This is a genomic window from Bradyrhizobium sp. HKCCYLRH1030 (genome assembly GCF_051168395.1).
Classification (GTDB): Bacteria; Pseudomonadota; Alphaproteobacteria; order Rhizobiales; family Xanthobacteraceae; genus Bradyrhizobium.
The window spans coordinates 268,368-284,612 of the sequence record NZ_JBNPUY010000004.1; the positions used below are offsets into that span (position 1 = coordinate 268,368).

Annotated in this window: 16 protein-coding genes and 1 pseudogene; 6 read left to right on the forward strand and 11 right to left on the reverse strand. The window is 66.6% G+C overall.

Translation table 11 applies throughout. From position 1 onward, the window contains the following. Positions 1-27 precede the first annotated feature (27 nt). Together ACQR1E_RS14330 and ACQR1E_RS14335 are read right to left on the reverse strand one after the other, a co-directional pair. On the reverse strand, positions 28-627 hold the full coding sequence (locus ACQR1E_RS14330; protein ID WP_434897254.1) for a DeoR/GlpR family DNA-binding transcription regulator: 600 nt from the start codon (positions 625-627) through the stop codon (positions 28-30). 9 nt (positions 628-636) lie between these two features. Further along, positions 637-801: pseudogene (locus ACQR1E_RS14335) on the reverse strand (DeoR family transcriptional regulator); the annotation flags it as partial. A gap of 123 nt (positions 802-924) precedes the next feature. Here ACQR1E_RS14335 and ACQR1E_RS14340 point away from each other — a divergent pair. The 4 genes from ACQR1E_RS14340 to ACQR1E_RS14355 all read left to right on the forward strand — a co-directional run bounded on the left by ACQR1E_RS14340 (position 925) and on the right by ACQR1E_RS14355 (position 3,530). Beyond that, a complete protein-coding gene (locus ACQR1E_RS14340; RefSeq protein ID WP_434897193.1) occupies positions 925-1,863 on the forward strand; it encodes a 2-dehydro-3-deoxygalactonokinase in 939 nt (312 codons plus the stop codon). Then, positions 1,860-2,501: a 2-dehydro-3-deoxy-6-phosphogalactonate aldolase gene (locus ACQR1E_RS14345; protein WP_316167618.1), complete on the forward strand. Its 642-nt coding sequence runs from the start codon at positions 1,860-1,862 to the stop codon at positions 2,499-2,501. Before ACQR1E_RS14340 ends, ACQR1E_RS14345 begins: the two co-directional genes overlap by 4 nt. Positions 2,502-2,682: 181 nt before the next feature. Beyond that, positions 2,683-3,030: a DUF3147 family protein gene (locus ACQR1E_RS14350; protein ID WP_315717779.1), complete on the forward strand. Its 348-nt coding sequence runs from the start codon at positions 2,683-2,685 to the stop codon at positions 3,028-3,030. Then, positions 3,030-3,530: a DUF3147 family protein gene (locus tag ACQR1E_RS14355; RefSeq protein ID WP_434897194.1), complete on the forward strand. Its 501-nt coding sequence runs from the start codon at positions 3,030-3,032 to the stop codon at positions 3,528-3,530. Before ACQR1E_RS14350 ends, ACQR1E_RS14355 begins: the two co-directional genes overlap by 1 nt. On the opposite strand, the gene ACQR1E_RS14360 is transcribed toward ACQR1E_RS14355, so the two are convergent. Continuing rightward, positions 3,511-6,165: a flavin-containing monooxygenase gene (locus ACQR1E_RS14360; RefSeq protein WP_434897195.1), complete on the reverse strand. Its 2,655-nt coding sequence runs from the start codon at positions 6,163-6,165 to the stop codon at positions 3,511-3,513. The two genes, ACQR1E_RS14355 and ACQR1E_RS14360, sit on opposite strands and share 20 nt — an antisense overlap. Before the next feature lie 289 nt (positions 6,166-6,454). On the opposite strand from ACQR1E_RS14360, the gene serA reads away from it, so the two are divergent. Continuing rightward, positions 6,455-7,702: a phosphoglycerate dehydrogenase gene (serA, locus tag ACQR1E_RS14365; RefSeq protein WP_315750287.1), complete on the forward strand. Its 1,248-nt coding sequence runs from the start codon at positions 6,455-6,457 to the stop codon at positions 7,700-7,702. 21 nt (positions 7,703-7,723) lie between these two features. Then, positions 7,724-8,203 carry a TOBE domain-containing protein gene (locus ACQR1E_RS14370; protein ID WP_315750288.1) on the forward strand — a complete coding sequence of 160 codons (480 nt, stop codon included), beginning with the start codon at positions 7,724-7,726 and terminating at the stop codon, positions 8,201-8,203. On the opposite strand, the gene ACQR1E_RS14375 is transcribed toward ACQR1E_RS14370, so the two are convergent. The 8 genes from ACQR1E_RS14375 to ACQR1E_RS14410 form a co-directional block, all read right to left on the reverse strand. Then, positions 8,112-8,534 carry a winged helix-turn-helix domain-containing protein gene (locus ACQR1E_RS14375; protein ID WP_315717774.1) on the reverse strand — a complete coding sequence of 141 codons (423 nt, stop codon included), beginning with the start codon at positions 8,532-8,534 and terminating at the stop codon, positions 8,112-8,114. The genes ACQR1E_RS14370 and ACQR1E_RS14375 overlap by 92 nt on opposite strands. Beyond that, positions 8,531-9,121 carry a DUF2478 domain-containing protein gene (locus ACQR1E_RS14380; protein WP_315750289.1) on the reverse strand — a complete coding sequence of 197 codons (591 nt, stop codon included), beginning with the start codon at positions 9,119-9,121 and terminating at the stop codon, positions 8,531-8,533. The genes ACQR1E_RS14375 and ACQR1E_RS14380 overlap by 4 nt, the downstream gene beginning before the upstream one ends. A gap of 11 nt (positions 9,122-9,132) precedes the next feature. Next, complete coding sequence (locus tag ACQR1E_RS14385) at positions 9,133-9,996, reverse strand: xanthine dehydrogenase (protein ID WP_434897196.1); 864 nt, start codon at positions 9,994-9,996, stop codon at positions 9,133-9,135. Positions 9,997-10,201: 205 nt separating this feature from the next. After that, positions 10,202-11,296: a molybdenum ABC transporter ATP-binding protein gene (gene modC / locus ACQR1E_RS14390; RefSeq protein ID WP_434897197.1), complete on the reverse strand. Its 1,095-nt coding sequence runs from the start codon at positions 11,294-11,296 to the stop codon at positions 10,202-10,204. Next, positions 11,293-11,982, reverse strand: a complete 690-nt coding sequence (modB, locus tag ACQR1E_RS14395) for a molybdate ABC transporter permease subunit (protein WP_316171718.1) — start codon at positions 11,980-11,982, stop codon at positions 11,293-11,295. Before modB ends, modC begins: the two co-directional genes overlap by 4 nt. 26 nt (positions 11,983-12,008) lie before the next feature. Continuing rightward, positions 12,009-12,776 carry a molybdate ABC transporter substrate-binding protein gene (gene modA / locus ACQR1E_RS14400; protein WP_315750293.1) on the reverse strand — a complete coding sequence of 256 codons (768 nt, stop codon included), beginning with the start codon at positions 12,774-12,776 and terminating at the stop codon, positions 12,009-12,011. 259 nt (positions 12,777-13,035) lie between these two features. After that, positions 13,036-14,601, reverse strand: a complete 1,566-nt coding sequence (locus ACQR1E_RS14405) for an amidase family protein (RefSeq protein WP_434842876.1) — start codon at positions 14,599-14,601, stop codon at positions 13,036-13,038. 23 nt (positions 14,602-14,624) lie between these two features. Then, the gene (locus ACQR1E_RS14410; RefSeq protein ID WP_316193123.1) at positions 14,625-16,043 is read right to left on the reverse strand and encodes a M20 family metallopeptidase; all 1,419 of its coding nucleotides are present in this window, start codon (positions 16,041-16,043) and stop codon (positions 14,625-14,627) included. Positions 16,044-16,245 lie beyond the last annotated feature (202 nt).

Sequence of the window (16,245 nt, forward strand, 5' to 3'; positions counted from 1 at the left end):
AGATTCCTGACTTTCTGAAGGGCGCTGTCACACCGGCGGGGCGGCCGTCATGATGGCGGCTCCCGCCCGTTTGAGCAGGGCGAGCCGGGCCGCCGGCGCATCATGCTCGACGGTGAGCTGGCTGATGGTCTTGGCGCCGGCGATACGGTGGGGGGCTCGGGTCTCGAGCTTCTCGTTGGTGACCATTGCGACGCTTACGCGGCTCAGCGACAGCAGCGTCCGCTTGAATGCTGCGTCAGTCGGATCAACCGCGCTGATGCCGCCTTGCGCCGATACAGCGCAGGCGCCGATGAAGCAGCGGTCGATGTTCAAGCGCTGCACCTGCATGAGCGCATCGGCGTCGACACAGCCGCCGACTGCGGGGTGAACGGAGCCGCCGATCATGATCAGCTGCAGGTCCTGCCGGTGCAGCACGGTTGCGGCAATGTCGATGGCGTTGGTTGCGACGGTGAGATCGAAATCATCGGGCAGGACTTCAGCGAGGGCGAGATTGGTGCTGCCACTATCGAGGAAGAGAAATTCGCCACGCGCGATGCCGCGGGCGGCCGTCCGGGCGAGCGCCAGCTTGCGTTCGCGATCTTGCCCGATCCGCGCCGCCATCGGTGTCATGCCGCCGGCGATCGGCAATGCGCCGCCATACACCCGGCGGCAGCGTCCTTCGGCGGCAAGCGCACGAAGATCGCGCCGGATGGCATCCTCGGAGACGCCGAATTCGTGGGCCAGGGCGGCCGCGACGACCGCGTGCCCCGCCGAGAGGCGGCCGGCGATCTGGTCGCGGCGCGCCAGTGGAAGGTCTGACATGCCCTCTTCATATCAGGCATAAACAAGAATAACAACGTGCATAATCGTGCATTGCGCAATTTGTTGTTTGCGCGGCCCGCGCGGCATGGCATTGCCAGATGTCGAAGTGATCGGGAGCAAGGTGTGACCGCCGTCTATTCGTCAGCAACGCCGGCCCTTGTCGCCGTCGACTGGGGGACATCCAGCTTCCGCGCCTGGCTGATGGCTGGAGACGGGACGGAGCTGGCCGGGAGCCGCGGTAGCGAGGGCATGCTGCATTGCGCGACATCTGGCTTCGCGCCGGTGCTGCGCGACCATCTGGCGAAGCTCGGCGCGCCGGCCGATGTTCCGGTGCTGATCTGCGGCATGGCCGGCGCGCGGCAAGGCTGGGTCGAGGCGCCTTATCTGCACACGCCCACCCGGCTGGAGGCGCTGCATGCCGGCGCGATTGGCGTCGACACGGATGGCGACGTCAGGATTCTGCCGGGACTGGCGCAGGCGCGGGCGGATCAGCCGGACGTGATGCGTGGCGAGGAAACCCAGCTGCTCGGCGTCACCGAGCCGGACTTCACCGGGATCGTCTGCATTCCGGGCACCCACAGCAAATGGATCCGGATCGATGCCGGCGCTGTGATCGACTTTGCCACCTACATGACCGGCGAGCTGTTCGCGGTCGTCTCTCAACATAGCATTTTGATGCACGCCGTCGAACCGGAGGCCTCGGCCGTCGAGCACGACGCGGCGTTCCGCGAGAGCTTCGCAGCGTCGCTTGCCGCGCCGACGGCACTGACCAATGCGCTGTTCCGGCTGCGCGCAGCCCAGCTCCTCGGTTTTGAGCAGCGGTCCGATGGGGCTGCGAGGCTCTCCGGGCTTCTGATCGGCAGTGAGATCGCCGACGCTCGGGCGCGGTTTGGCGCCGAGCTTCCACTCCGGTTGATCGGAGCGGGCCGGCTCGGCCGGCTCTATCGCGCGGCGCTGGCCGCTGCTGGTTTCGACGTGAACGAATGTGATGCCGAGCAGGCGTCCCGGCGCGGCCTGGTCAAGGCCGCGCGGCAGATCTGGGGAGCGCGGGTCCGACCATGACAAAGTCCGTTGCCTGGCCGCATGTCAAGCGGTCGCTGGTTGCGATCCTGCGCGGTATCAAACCCGACGAGTCCGAGGCCATCGTCGATGTCCTGATCGAAGCCGGTTTCGAGCTGATCGAGGTTCCTCTCAACTCGCCGGAACCGTTCGTCTCGATCGAGCGTCTCGCCGCCCGGTTCGGCAAGGACTGCCTGATCGGTGCAGGGACGGTCGTCAATGCCGCAGATTGCGTGCGTGTCGCGGAGGCCGGCGGGCGTCTGATGGTCAGCCCCAACGTCGATGTCGAAGTGCTGGCGACGGCGCAGGCCTACGACATGGTCACCATGCCCGGGGTCTTCACGCCGACGGAGGCCTTTCTTGCTTTGCGTTGCGGCGCCTCGGCCCTGAAATACTTTCCGGCGTCGGTGCTCGGTCCGTCGGGGATTGCAGCGCAACTTGCCGTCCTGCCGAAAGGCGTCGTGGTCGGTGCCGTCGGCGGTGTGTCGGACAAGAATCTCGCCTCCTATGCCGTAGCCGGTGTGCGAGCCTTCGGACTCGGCTCCAGCCTGTACAAGCCGGGGATGAGCGCGAGCGATGTGCGAGACACCGCGGTCGCTTCCGTGCGTGCCTATGACGATGCCATCGCAGCCACGGGCTGAGCAGATCACGCTCCATGACGGCTTCGTGACGCTGTCTTGAAACTGTCGTCAGAGCTCGGCGTTGGAAGGGAACCAATTGTTCGTGCTCGCAAGAGTCTTGGTCCGCGCCTCCGGAACGGGCGGCCCTTGAACGCAGCTTGCGCGCATGGACCGGCTACGAACAACCGGGAGCAAGCCGGACATGACCGAATCCGTCATCCGCTTCCTGATCGGCGGCGTCATCGTTTCGACATTCGCGATCATTGGCGATGTGTTGCGTCCGAAGAGCTTTGCCGGCCTGTTCGGAGCCGCGCCCTCGGTCGCGCTGGCGACGTTGGGCGTTGCGGTTGTCACGCATGATGCCGCTTATGCGGCGGTCCAGAGCCATTCGATGATGTTCGGCGCAGCCGCGCTCTGTCTCTATAGCATGACCGTGTGCCGGCTGCTGATGCGGCAGCATATGCGCGCATTGAGCGCGAGCCTGCTCGCAACGGCCGTGTGGCTGGTCGCAGCGCTGGGACTGCAGGCGGTCTTCTCCGGAGGGGCGTGATGCTGATCCGCATCTCGCCCTCGGCGCTGAAGGACGGCAAGTGGCATGAATATGTCATCCGCTTCGCGCTGGGCGGCGCCGCCACAGTCGCGACCGGGCTCATTGCCAGAGCCTTCGGTCCTGCGATCGGCGGCCTCTTCCTGGCATTGCCGGCGATCTTCTGTGCCAGCGTCACCCTGATCGAGGCGCACGAGATCAGGCGCAAGCGCCGTCAGGGACTGTCCGGCGAGCGGCGCGGACGCGAAGCAGCCGCACTCGACACCGCAGGTGCAGTGCTCGGCAGCCTCGGCATGCTGGCGTTCGCGGCCGTATTCTCGACGCTGGTTCAGTCAAGCGTCGCGGCCGCCTTCGTCGCCGCAACGACGGCGTGGCTCGTTGTCTCGGTGACAGCGTGGGCGATCCGGCGCAAGCTGCGTGTTGCGGCAACGACCCGCAAAGTTGCGGGTCGTTGCGATACGTCTCGGCCGCAGCCTCCGCTGGTCAGCTGGCGGCGGCGTTGATCTCCTGCGATTCGCCTTCTTCCGCAGACTGGGTGAATGCCTGCAGCGCCTCCGCCATCTGCATGCGGCCGCCGACGCCGGTGATGACGACGTCGACCATCGTGAACGACGAGTGGAAGTGGCCGTGGGCCTTGAGCTGCCCGACCGGCACGCCGTTGGCGGCGAGCGCCTCCGCATAGGCGACGCCCTCGTCGCGCAGCGGATCGAACTCGCAGGTGACGATGTAGGCCGGCGGCAGGCCCTGCAGCTTGCCCCGCAACGGCGACGCGCGCGGATCGGTGCGATCCGCCGGCGAGCAGTAGATGTCCCAGAACCAGTACATCAGGCCGCGCGTCAGGAAATAGCCGGCCGCGTTGTCGGTGTAGGACGGCCGATCGAAGCTGCAATCGGTCACCGGGCAGACCAGCAACTGTCCGCCGACGAGAGGCCCGCCACGATCCCGCGCGAGCTGGCAAGTGACCGCAGCGATGTTTCCGCCGGCGCTCCAGCCGGCCACCAGCACCGGTCCGTCGCGTCCGCCGAGCTCGGCGGCGTGCTCGGCCACCCAGCGCGTCGCCGCATAGCCGTCCTCGGCCGCCGCCGGGAAGCGGTGCTCGGGCGCATGGCGATAGCCGACGCTGACGAAGATCATGTTGGAGCGGCGGCACATGTCGCGGCAGAATGGATCGTCCGACTGCTCGTCGCCGAGCACCCAGCCGCCGCCATGGAAGTAGACGACGATCGGATGCGGCCCGGGCGTCGCCGGCCGATAAAGCCGATAGGGCAGGGGACCGTCGGCGCCCTGCAATGTGCCATCCTTGACTTCGCCAACGGGACGTCCAGGCGGCCTCGTCGCGTTGAACTGCGCAACGAATTCGCGGGCGCCAGCGGCGCCCATCGATTCGATCGGCGGCAAGTTCATCTCGGCCAGCATGTTCAGCACCAGCCTGACATCCGGCTGCAGCCGCACGATCTCGCCGTCATTGCATTGGGACGCGCCGTTCGGACCTGACAGCTTGAAGCCGAGCATGCCGCGGCTGACGATTTCGTTGCAGATGCCGCGATAGGGGCCGACGCCGCCAGTATAGGGCATCAGGGTCTGCGGCTTGCCCGGCACGTTGGCACCAGTGTACCAGGTGTTGGCGAGCCGATGCAGCGTCACGGTCGCGCAGTCCGCCATGTGGCGTGCCCAGCCGGCCTGCGCAGTCTCCGTGGCCTCGATGGTCGTGAACCCGGCTTCGCGCAGGGCGACGAGACGATCGACGACCCAGTCGACATGCTGCTCGATCGAGACCGCCATGTTCGACAGCACCGATGGGCTGCCGGGACCCGTGATCAGGAACAGATTGGGAAAGTCTGCGACCGTGAGCCCGAGATAGGTTTGCGGTCCGTTGGCCCAGACATCCTCCAGCGATTTGCCGCCGCGCCCGGTGATCGGATGCACGGCGCGGATCGCACCGGTCATGGCATCGAAGCCGGTCGCGAACAGGATGACGTCGATGTCGAAGCTGCGCCTGTCGGTCTTGATGCCATCAGCGGTGATGGATGTGATCGGCTCCTGGCGCAGATTGACCAGCGTGACATTGGGGCGGTTGAACGTCTGATAGTAGTTGGTGTCCAAGCACGGGCGCTTGGCGCCGAACGGATGGTCGTGAGGCGTGAGCGCGGCGGCGGTCTCGGGATCCTTGACGATCTCGTGAATCTTCTCGCGGATGAGGTCGGCGAGCAGCGCATTGCCGTCGGGGTCGACACCCTGGTCGGCCCAGAGCTGCGTCAGCATGCCGACGAGGTCGCCCGACGCCCACAGCTTCTCGAAGCGTTCGCGGCGCTCGGCCTCGCTCAACGCCCAGCTGAAGTCGGTGGCCGGCGGGATCGGCACGCCAGCCATCGACCAGCGCGCCTGCTCGCGCAGCCCGTTGCGATCTTCTGCGAGCTGCGCGGCGCGATCGGCCGGGAGCGGGCCGTTATGCGCCGGCAGTGCGAAGTTCGGCGTGCGCTGGAAAACCGTGAGCTGTGCTGCCTGCTCGGCGATGATCGGGATCGACTGGATGCCGGACGAGCCGGTGCCGATCACCGCGACGCGCTTGCCGCGGAGGTCGACACCGTCATGCGGCCAGCGGCTGGTGAAGTAGATCTCGCCCTTGAAGTCGTGCACGCCGTCGATCTCCGGCGGCTTCGGCTGCGACAGGCAGCCGGTCGCCATGATGTAGTGGCGGCAGGAGACGGCGGGGCCCTTGTCGGTCGTCAGCAGCCAGCGCTCCTTGGCGTCATCCCAGGAGGCGCCGAGGACGCGGGTGCCGAAGCGGATGTCGCGGCGCAGATCGTAGCGGTCGGCGACAAAGCCGAGATAGCGCAGGATCTCCGGCTGGGTGGCGTATTTCTCCGACCATTGCCAGGCCTTCTCGAGCTCGGGATCGAAGGTGTAGCTGTAGTCGACGGTCTGAATGTCGCAGCGCGCGCCGGGATAGCGGTTCCAGTACCAAGTGCCGCCGACATCGTTGGCCGTATCCAGAGCCACGGTCGAGAAGCCCGCCTTGCGCAGGCGGTGCAGCAGGTAAAGCCCCGCAAATCCGGCACCCACGACGGCGACATCGACCGTCTGCGTTTCACCGCCCGACACCTCCGACGCGCGTGTCTCGACAACCCCGTCTGACATGCTGACCTCCCGATGATTTTGTGATTGGAAGAAAGGCTAGCTCTGCTCGCATGGTTTGTCAGCAGCCAAAACAGCGATCTGCGGTTGTTGCAGTGCGGGCCGTGCGGTGCGGCCGGTATGCCAGGCGCTGATTTTGCATCGCCGGTCAAAAGGCCGCGACGGAGTGGACAAGACCCTGAGAAAGCGACAGAAAGCGACCCTGCCGCGTCGCATTCACCAAGTTTCAACGCATCGCGACTGTAACAACCGCTACACTACGCCACATCCACGACTGAATCAGGCCAGGCCCATGCCGTTATCGCTTCCCAAGCAAAAGATCCGCGTTCTGCTCCTCGAGGGCGTGAACGACTCGGCCGTCCGCATGTTCGAGGCCAACGGCTATACGGAAATCGAGCGGCTGCCGAAGGCGCTCGGTTCGGCGGAGTTGAAGCGTATGCTGTCGGGCGTGCACATGCTTGGCATTCGCTCGCGCACGCATCTCACCGCCGACGTGCTGCAGGCCGCCGACCGGCTGATGGTGGTCGGCTGCTTCTCCGTCGGCACCAACCAGGTCGATCTCGATGCCGCGAAGCGGCTCGGCATCCCCGTATTCAATGCGCCCTATTCGAACACCCGCAGCGTCGCCGAGCTGACGATCGCCGAGGTCGTGATGCTGATGCGCCGCATCTTCCCGCGCTCGGTGTCGGCGCATGCCGGCGGCTGGGACAAGTCGGCCAATGGCAGCCGAGAGGTGCGCGGCAAGACGCTCGGCATCATCGGCTATGGCAACATCGGCTCGCAGCTGTCGAACCTCGCCGAGGCCATGGGCATGCGGGTGATCTTCTTCGATCTCACCGACAAGCTCCGTCACGGCAACACCGAGCCGGTCGAGAGCCTCGACGAGCTGCTGGCGATGAGCGACGTCGTGTCGCTGCACGTGCCGGAGACGCCGGCGACCGCCAACATGATCGGCGAGCGCCAGATACGTCACATGAAGGACGGGGCCTATCTGATCAACAATTCGCGCGGCACGGTGGTCGACATCGAGGCGCTGGCCAGCGCATTGCGCGAGGGCAAGCTCTCAGGTGCTGCCGTCGACGTGTTTCCGGTCGAACCGGCATCGAACGCCGATCCGTTCGTCTCGCCGCTGCAGGGCCTGCCCAACGTGATCCTGACCCCGCATGTCGGCGGCTCCACCGAGGAGGCGCAGGACCGAATTGGTGGCGAGGTCGCGCGCAAGCTGATCGATTATTCCGATGTCGGCTCGACCTTCGGCGCCGTGAACTTCCCGCAGGTGCAACTGCCGGCGCGCCCGACGGGCACGCGCTTCATCCACGTTCATCGCAACGTGCCCGGCGTGCTGCGCCAGGTCAACGAGGCGGTATCGCGGCACAACATCAACATCCTCGCGCAATATCTGCAAACCGATCCCGAGGTCGGCTATGTCGTGCTCGAGACCGACGTGGTCGGCGGTGAGGGCGAGGCGCTGCTGTCGGAGCTGCGCGCGGTGGAGGGCACGATCCGCGTTCGCGTCCTGTACGATCACGACCGGCCCTGAGGCTGTGGAGGCTGCCGCGCGATGACCGGCTCGTCTGCATCGTCCTCAGCCTCGACCGTCGTTCTCAGCACGACGGTGCCGGCGCGCGTGCTGCGCCATGATCCGCAATATGGCATGTCGACGTTGTTCTTCGCCGACGGCGAGTTGCGCGTTCCGATGGTCGACGCCGCGATCGACGCCGGCGTCTCCGTGACCATCGAGGCCCGCGATGTGTCGATCGCGCTGTCGCGGCCGATGGATGTTTCGATCACCAACCGGCTGCCCGGCCGGATCGAGGAGATCCTGCCGCTCGATCCGCCCTATGTGCGCGTGACGTTCGATCTCGGTGCGACGAAGCTGCACGCCTTGGTCACGCTGGAGTCCGTCGAGCGGCTGGCGTTGGAGCCGGATCTGTCGGCCTGGGCGATGATCAAGAGCGTCGCGATCGGGCCCGGCGCGGTTCGGCCTTCGGAGCTGCCTCGGCCGCGCCGCTGGCCCGCTTCTGATAGCGGGGATCGGTAGCCTTCTGCAGCTCAGCGAGCGCCGCGGCGGTGGCCGTGCGGGTGCGCCGCTCCATCGAGCGATACAGCGCGATCAGCCGCTCGCCGAACGGCGTGATCTCGGCGCCGCCGCCCCGTCGCCCCGGATGAGTCTCGAACACCGGCGTCTCGAAGGTGCGGTTGAGCGCATCGACCATCAGCCAGCATTTGCGGTAGGAGATGCCGCTCGCGCGCGCGGCGCCGAGGATCGAGCGCTCCCGGCGGATGAAGTCGATCAGCAGCAGATCTTCGGGCGACAGACTTCCGCCGTTGCCGAAAGTGATGGTCAATGCGATCTGAGCTTCGCGCTTCATCCTATTCCGATCCGCTCGCGTTGTGAGCCGATCATGTCACGCGGGCTTCGCGCTGTCACCATGCGGCCGGACCACGCCTCGATCCAGCCGGGACGGCGCGCGACATCGACCGGGACGCATTCGGCGAACACGCCGGCGAAGCGCGTCCACGCCTCCATCATCGCGGGCGATACCGCCGTGATGATCGGAAGCCCGGCTGACATCGCCGAGCCGAAGGCGTCGGCGAGGCCTCCTCCCGCCGCCTCCTGCTTGCCGAACTTGCTGAGGATCACGACATCCGTGCCGCGCGCGATCGACTGCTGCACGGCGGCGCAGGCCAGCACCAATCCTTCGGGATCGAGATTGCAGGCCTGCGATCCCGGGCCGAGATCCTGCGAGATCGAGAACACGCGGTCGTCGTCGAGGCTGCGCAGCATCATGGCCTTGCACGGCCTGGTCTTGTCGGCGCTGCTCTCGATCACGCCGGAGACGCGCAGCCCGATGCCTGCGAGCCGCGTGGCGAGCTCATCGAGCAGCTCCTGGATGACGGTGGACGCAGCGCCCTGCAGCGCCACGATCTGACACGTCCCGACCTCCGCGACACCCATGGCAGTCCTCCTCACACGTTGGCGGAGACGCGGCCCGCCTTCCGACCGGTTTGCATGATCTCGTGGACCGCCGAGACGACGCTCGCGGCGATCGATCGCCCGCGGCCGTCCATGCCGGTCCATGCGGCGTGGCGGCCGCGCGGATCGATCTCCAGCAGCTTGACGTTGGCCGGCACGCGCAAACCGTCGCGCGCGATGCCGCGCAGTGCGCCATCGAGCGGGGCCAGCACCGGCGTGCCGCCGAGCGAGCCGAGCTGCAGTCCCTTGTAGACGCGGGTGCCGATGTCGAGCGGCGTATGCCAGACGGCGTCCTGATTGGAATAGACGAAGCGCTCGCGGCCGGCGCCGCCGAGCGCACGCGCCTTGCCGTCCGCGTCGCGCGTGGTGCCGTGCGCCACGATCGCGCCGGTGTCGCAAGGATGCGTCTCGATCGCGATGTCGCAATTGTGCCCGACCGCAAAGCGCGGTCCGATGCCGACGGCGATGCCGGCAACGCCGCGCAGATCCGGCGTGGCCAGATGCTTCTGCATCCGTGCGTCGACGATGACCGCGGGATAGCGGAACGCGATGATGTCGGTGAGATGCATCCCGGTGACGGCGACCTGGCTGGGCTCGCGATGAATGCGCACGACGTCCGCGATGCCCTCGGCCCGGCAGCCGACCACGCCGTCGATGTCGCAGGCCTCGCCATACAGGACGTCGTGGAAGGCCATGCCGCGTCGGATCACCGGCGGAAAGGCGTCGTGACAGAGGACGAGCGCGAAGCGCTCATGGTTGAGCTTGGCCGCGATCGCGGAGGCGATCTCGTTGGTGCCCAGCACCAGCGCGAGCGGCTTGGGCGCGTTCGGATGCCAAGTGACGGCGGCGGCTTTCATGCTGATGACCTCGTGTTGCGAGATCGAATGAGCAAGCCGCGGGCCAGATCGTTGCGCGCCGATCAACTTGTTCATTGTATTGAGGAAAAGCAGGCATGCCTCGGTTTGTCTGATCCAGAGCTGTATTGTCTAGGATATAACAGCGGATGCTATATTGTCGCTTATACAACATGTCGTGATGGTGGGGCAGGTCGGCGCGTGCCGATCAGGCGATGGGCTCTTCGCGGCGCACCAGCGCGACGCCCTTGACCTGGGCGTAGACGGCAAGCCCTGCCTGCAGGCCGAGCTCGTTCCACGAGCGTTGGGTGACCCGCGACAGCAATCGTGCACCCTGGCCGTCCTCGCCGAGGCCGAGCAGGGCGGTGACGCGGTGGTCCGATTGGCTGCGGATTTCCAGGATCTTCGCGCGTAGCACGTTGACGATGGTGCTGCGGCTCGGCGTTTCCAAGGCGAGGCTGACATCATCGGCCAGCACGCGCAGGCGGCGGCGTGTTCCCGACGCAAGCGGCTCGGCCGGCAGCACGAAATGCCCGCCCGGCGCCGCAAGCGTCAACATGCCGTCGATGGCGTCGTGCTTCAGAACGGTGGCGTCGAGACTGACCGCTGCATCGCGGGAGAGCGCGAGCGGCAGTGTCAGGTCGGCTTGGAGCACGGACAGCGGACCTGAAGCCAGGACGCTGCCATTGCGCATCAGCACCAGCTGATCGGCGAGCCGCTCGACCTCCGCGATATCGTGGCTGATGTAGAGGATCGGCAGGTCGAGCGCGGCATGCAGCCGCTCCAGATAGGGCAGGATCTCGTCCTTGGTGATCTGGTCGAGCGCCGACAGCGGCTCGTCCATCAGCAGCAGCTTCGGCTGGCTGAGCAGCGCGCGGCCGATCGCCACGCGCTGCCGCTCGCCGCCGGACAGATGGCGCGGCGAGCGCTCCAGCAGCTTGGCAATGCCGAGCAGCGACACCACCTCATCGAAGCCGATGGCGGTGGGGCCGGAGGGGCCGGGATGCCCGTACATCAGGTTGCGGCGGACGGAGAGGTGCGGAAACAGATTGGCTTCCTGAAAGACGTAGCCGATCGGGCGCCGGTGCACCGGGCGGAAGGTCTTCTCGTCCTGCCAGACGTCGCCGGCGACAGAGCATCGTCCGTCCAGGCGGTTGAGGCCGGCGATGCTGCGCATGACGGCGGTCTTGCCGCAGCCGGACGGGCCGAAGATCGCGGTGACGCCGCGCGCCGGCACCTCGAACCGCGCGTTCAGCTCGAAGCGCCCGAGCGTACCGCGGAAATCGACCTTGACGGTGCTCATGACGCGCGTCGCGTCATCTTCTTCTCGATCAGCATCATCGTCAGAATGACGCCGAACGAGAACACGACCATGCCGAGCGCCAGCACGGAGGCTTCGGTCCATTGCGAGGTCTCGACGTAGTCGTAGATCGCGACCGACAGCACCTTTGTCCTGCCGGGAATGTTGCCGCCGATCATCAGCACGACGCCGAACTCGCCGACGGTGTGGGCAAAGCCGAGGATCGCGCCGGTGAGGAAGCCGGGGCTCGCCAGCGGCACGGCGATCGTCCAGAACGCGCGCCAGGGCGTGGCCCGCAGCGTGGCGGCTGCTTCAAGGGGCTTCTCGCCCATGGCCTCGAAGGCGTTGCGGATCGGCTGCACCACGAACGGCATCGAGAACAGCACCGAGCCGATCACGAGGCCTGGGAAAGTGAAGGCGAGGGTGCGTGCGCCCCACAAGGAAGCCAGCGCCCCGCCCGGACCGCTCGGGCCGAGCGCGACCAGCAGATAGAAGCCGAGCACGGTCGGCGGCAGCACCAGCGGAATCGCCACCAGGGCTGCGACCGCCTCCTTCCACCACGCCTGCGACCGCGCCAGCCACCATGCGATCGGTGTTCCCACGATCATCAGAATGACGGTCGTGATCGCTGCCAATTCGAGGGTCAGACTGACCGGTTGCCAGATATCGGCCGAGACGTGCAAGTTCATCCTTGGAAGTTCATCGACGTGAGCGCTCAGCTGCCGGACTTCGGGTCCAGAGCATAGCCGAACTTCTCGATGACCGCACGGGCTTCCGGAGTCTTGAGGAAGGTCAGGAACGCGGTCGCCGCCTCGTTGCCGGCGGATGCCTTCAGCAGCACGGCATCCTGACGGATCTCGCTGTAGAGGTTCTGCGGCACCAGCCAGCGCGAGCCGCCCGCATTCGGCATCAGCTGCGACAGTGCGACGAAGCCGACCTCGGCATTGCCGGTATCGACGAACTGGAACGCCTGCGAGATCGTGTTGCCCTGCACGATCTTGGGCTTGATCGTCTCATAGAGATTGAGCGCCTTCAGCGTCTCCACTGCAGCCGCGCCATAGGGCGCGGCGGCGGGATTGGCGATCGACAGCTTGTTGAACGCGTTCGCCTTCAGCGTTTCCTCGCCTTTCACCGCGTTCGGGTCCTTGCTCCACAGCACGAGCTTGCCGATCGCGTAGGTGAAACGGCTCCCGGCGACGCCGAGGCCCTCGTCGACCAGCTTCTTCGGCCGTTCGTCGTCGGCGGAGAGCAGGATCGCGAACGGCGCGTTCTCCTTGATCTGGGTGTAGAACTGTCCGGACGCGCCGAAGCTCAGCACCAATTCGTGTCCCGTCTTGGCCTTGAACAGACCGGCGATCTCCTTGGCCGGCTCGGTGAAGTTGGCGGCCACGGCGATGTTGGCGCTCCCGGCGAACGCATTTGCGCCAGTCAGGAGAGCGGCAGCCGCGCACAGGGCAGCGGCGACGAAGCGCATCGATCTCATCACAATTGTCCTCGTTCATATCGCAGAGACGGGTTCGCTTCGGTGAATTGCAAGTCCCGTTCCGGCGCAGCGCCCGTACCGATGCCGTGCTATATTCATTCGTATACATCAAAATAGACAGGTCGGCGACGTCCCGTCAACCCGAGGGGCCCCTCGGGCAAACGCGATGGGCGTCAGTGTACGACTTTCGACAATCGAGGCTGAAGCGATGTTGGAAACATGACGGCCCGAGAGCCGGGGTTCTCGGGCCGGCGCGAGACTAAGCCATCCGCTCCCAGAGCTGCCGCACCAGCATGCCCGCACGCTTCTCGATCGCCGCGGCGGCATCGAGCGCGAGATCCTCGCGATAGCGGCCGGCGATCAGCTGCACGCCGATCGGCTGGCCATTGTGAACCGCCACCGGCACCACCGCGCCGGGCAGCCCGAGCACGTTGATGGCCGAGATGAAGCGGATCTCGTTGAAGAAGATTTCGCGCACGCGCTCCGGGCTTACCGTGTCCTCGCGCGGGCCCGGCGTCGGCTTGACCGTCGTCGGCGCCAGCACCACCGGATAATCCTCGAAGAACAGCTGCCAGGCGCGGATATGGGTGGAGCGCTGCGCCGTCGCGTTCATCCAGCCCGCGAGGTCGAGGATCTCGGCCTTGGCCCGCATCCCGCCCCACGCCTTGTGGAAGTCTTCCGAGGTGACGGCCAGCATCTTGGCCTCCTGCATCACGACCACCTCGGTGGTGATGACGTCGCACCAGGTCTGCCAGACGCCGGAGATGTCGGGGACCTCGACCTCGCTGACCCGGTAGCCGGAGCGTTCCAGATGATCGGCGGCCTGCCGCAGCGCGGCCTGCACCGAAGGATCGACGTCCATGTCATCGGGGATCTTGGCGAGCGCGACCTTGATCGGCCGCTTGGGCTTCTCGCCCTCGAGCGGGGCCGGCACCCACCAGGGATCGCGCGGATCGCGCCGGCTCATCACCTCCAGCGCCAGCCTGACGTCGGCGACGCTACGCGCCAGCGGGCCCTGCGACGACATCAGATGCGCCAGCATCGGCCGCTCGGCCGCGGCGCTTTCGTTGTAGGCCGGGATGCGCCCCTGCGTCGGCTTGATCGTGACAACGCCGTTGCAATGCGCCGGCCAGCGCAGCGAGCCGCCGATGTCGTTGCCATGCGCGATGGTGCCGATACCGGCGGCGACCGCAGCTCCAGCGCCGCCCGACGAGCCGCCGCAGGTGATCTCGGGATCCCACGGGTTCAAGGTCAGTCCGTGCAGCGGGTTGTCGGTGAAGCCGCGGAATGAGAATTCCGGCGTGTTGGTGAGGCCGAGCACGATCGCGCCCGCGTTCTTGAGGTTGCGCACGACGGGCGCGTCCGACGGCGCGATGATCCCCATCTGCGCCGGAACGCCGTTGGGGTTTGGCCGTCCCTGGTAGTCGACGTTCTCCTTGATGGTGACGGGCACGCCATGCAGCAGGCCGTCCTTGTTGCGCGCCTTGTCCGCGGTGCGCGCAGCTTTCAATGCTTCTTCGGACAGATCGACGACGACCGCATTCAGCTTCGGATTGACCTCATGCATGCGCGCGATGTGCGCCTCGGTCACCTCGACCGAGGAGACCGCGCCCGAGCGGATCGCAGCGGCGGTGTCGAGCGCCGACCACTGCCAAACCGGTCCTCTCGGCAGCCGCGGCTTCGGCGCGGTGGCCCTCGCCTGTGGTCTGGCCTGCGGCTTCGCCTTTGCGGGCTTCCGGTTGGCCGTGGCGCGCGCGGCCACGCGCTTCTGAGCCGGCTTGGCGGTCTTCGCCGCCGGCTTCTTCCTTGTCGCTGTTTTCGCCATCGTGTTCCCCCCCAGTGTATCTCTCAAACGACCGACATGGTCAGCGGCGGCTCGACCTCGGCGGGCAGCGGGCTGACATAGGGCGTGCGCAGCGTCCGCTTCTTCAGGTCGGCCTTGGCGGCTGCGATCAGCGCCGGCTCATTGAGCGCCTTGATGCCGAGACCGGCCATCGCCTTGGCGGCCTGCACCATCGCCTTGTGCGCGGCCGGCGTCTTGCCTTGCGCAACGACCTGCCAGGTGTGGAACGGCGTGCCGATCGCCACCGTCGGCGCGTGCACCTGCACCGTTGGCACCACCCAGCTGACGTCGCCGACATCGGTCGAGCCGATCTGCGGATTGCGCTTGGCGTTCAGCGGCACCAGGAAGTCGGCCAGCGGCTTGTCGGTCGGGTCCATGCCGATGCTGTAGTAGACGGATTCGATGTCCTTGTCGGTCAGGGTCGCCTGGATCTGACCGGCGAAATCCTTGTCGCTCGCGTCGAAATGCGGCGGCCCGAGCTCCTCCATGATCCCGTGCAGCGCCTCTTCGAGCGGCGTGTTGGGCAGGATGTTGGAGACCGCCGAGATGATCTTCATCTCGACCCTGGTCTCGGTCATCATCGCGGCACCTTGCGCGATCTTGTGCACGCGCCCGACCAGCTCGTTCATGCCGGGCAGGTCGCGCGCGCGGATCGAGTAGCGGACGCGCGCATGCGCCTGCACGACGTTGGGCGCAATGCCGCCGGTGTCGAGCAGCGCGTAATGCACGCGGGCGTCGCTCGGCATGTGCTCGCGCATGTAGTTGACGCCGACATTCATCAGCTCCACCGCGTCGAGCGCGCTGCGGCCGAGATGCGGCGAGGCGGCCGCATGCGAGGTGCGTCCGGTGAAGATGAAGTCCGCGCGCGTGTTGGCGAGAGAGGGCGTCATCACCACTTCCCAGAAGCTCGACGGATGCCAGGTGATCGCGATGTCGGCATCCTCGAACGCGCCTGAGCGCACCATGAAGGCCTTTGCGGCGCCGCCTTCCTCGGCAGGGCAGCCGTAGTAGCGCACGCGTCCCGGAACCTTGTTGGCGGCGAGCCAGTCCTTCACGGCGGTTGCCGCGAGCAGCGCCGCCGAGCCCAGGAGATTGTGGCCGCAGCCATGGCCATGGCCGCCGGTCTCGATCGGACGATGTTCGGCGACGCCGGCCTCCTGGCTGAGGCCGGGCAGGGCGTCGTATTCGCCCATGAACGCGATGACCGGACCACCTTCGCCCCATTCGCCCATCAGCGCGGTCGGGATGCCCGCGACCTTTTCGATGATCCGAAAACCCTGGTGCTTCAACTCGGCGAGGTGTTCGGCGGACGAGCGGGCCTCGGTGTAGCAGACCTCGGGCATGCTCCACACCCGGTCGCTGAGCTCGATGAAACGGGTCTTGATCGCGTCGACGCCGCGCCAGATCTCGCTGCGGTTGTCCATCTCCGGTCCTTGTCCTCTGCTGCCGATAGGGAGCCGGTATGGTTATCAGCTAAGTTCCCTGACGCCTAGCGATCCGCCGCGAGAGCAGCCATGCGGCGCGCGGCAAGGCGCGGTGGAGCGCGCGTCATCCTTTGAGCAGATGATGCTGCGATTGGATGCAGCGCGATGCTTTCGGCGGCGCAGCGAGAAGGGTGGGGACGCC

What these genes read in the sequence shown, in the direction of transcription:
- ACQR1E_RS14350 (WP_315717779.1), top strand. Translation starts at nt 2,683, where the DNA reads ATGACCGAATCCGTCATCCGCTTCCTGATCGGCGGCGTCATCGTTTCG.
- modB (WP_316171718.1), bottom strand. Translation starts at nt 11,982, where the DNA reads ATGAACTTGCACGTCTCGGCCGATATCTGGCAACCGGTCAGTCTGACC.
- ACQR1E_RS14410 (WP_316193123.1), bottom strand. Translation starts at nt 16,043, where the DNA reads ATGGACAACCGCAGCGAGATCTGGCGCGGCGTCGACGCGATCAAGACC.
- ACQR1E_RS14355 (WP_434897194.1), top strand. Translation starts at nt 3,030, where the DNA reads ATGCTGATCCGCATCTCGCCCTCGGCGCTGAAGGACGGCAAGTGGCAT.
- modA (WP_315750293.1), bottom strand. Translation starts at nt 12,776, where the DNA reads ATGAGATCGATGCGCTTCGTCGCCGCTGCCCTGTGCGCGGCTGCCGCT.
- serA (WP_315750287.1), top strand. Translation starts at nt 6,455, where the DNA reads ATGCCGTTATCGCTTCCCAAGCAAAAGATCCGCGTTCTGCTCCTCGAG.
- ACQR1E_RS14385 (WP_434897196.1), bottom strand. Translation starts at nt 9,996, where the DNA reads ATGAAAGCCGCCGCCGTCACTTGGCATCCGAACGCGCCCAAGCCGCTC.
- ACQR1E_RS14345 (WP_316167618.1), top strand. Translation starts at nt 1,860, where the DNA reads ATGACAAAGTCCGTTGCCTGGCCGCATGTCAAGCGGTCGCTGGTTGCG.
- ACQR1E_RS14370 (WP_315750288.1), top strand. Translation starts at nt 7,724, where the DNA reads ATGACCGGCTCGTCTGCATCGTCCTCAGCCTCGACCGTCGTTCTCAGC.
- ACQR1E_RS14380 (WP_315750289.1), bottom strand. Translation starts at nt 9,121, where the DNA reads ATGGGTGTCGCGGAGGTCGGGACGTGTCAGATCGTGGCGCTGCAGGGC.
- modC (WP_434897197.1), bottom strand. Translation starts at nt 11,296, where the DNA reads ATGAGCACCGTCAAGGTCGATTTCCGCGGTACGCTCGGGCGCTTCGAG.
- ACQR1E_RS14405 (WP_434842876.1), bottom strand. Translation starts at nt 14,601, where the DNA reads ATGGCGAAAACAGCGACAAGGAAGAAGCCGGCGGCGAAGACCGCCAAG.
- ACQR1E_RS14360 (WP_434897195.1), bottom strand. Translation starts at nt 6,165, where the DNA reads ATGTCAGACGGGGTTGTCGAGACACGCGCGTCGGAGGTGTCGGGCGGT.
- ACQR1E_RS14375 (WP_315717774.1), bottom strand. Translation starts at nt 8,534, where the DNA reads ATGAAGCGCGAAGCTCAGATCGCATTGACCATCACTTTCGGCAACGGC.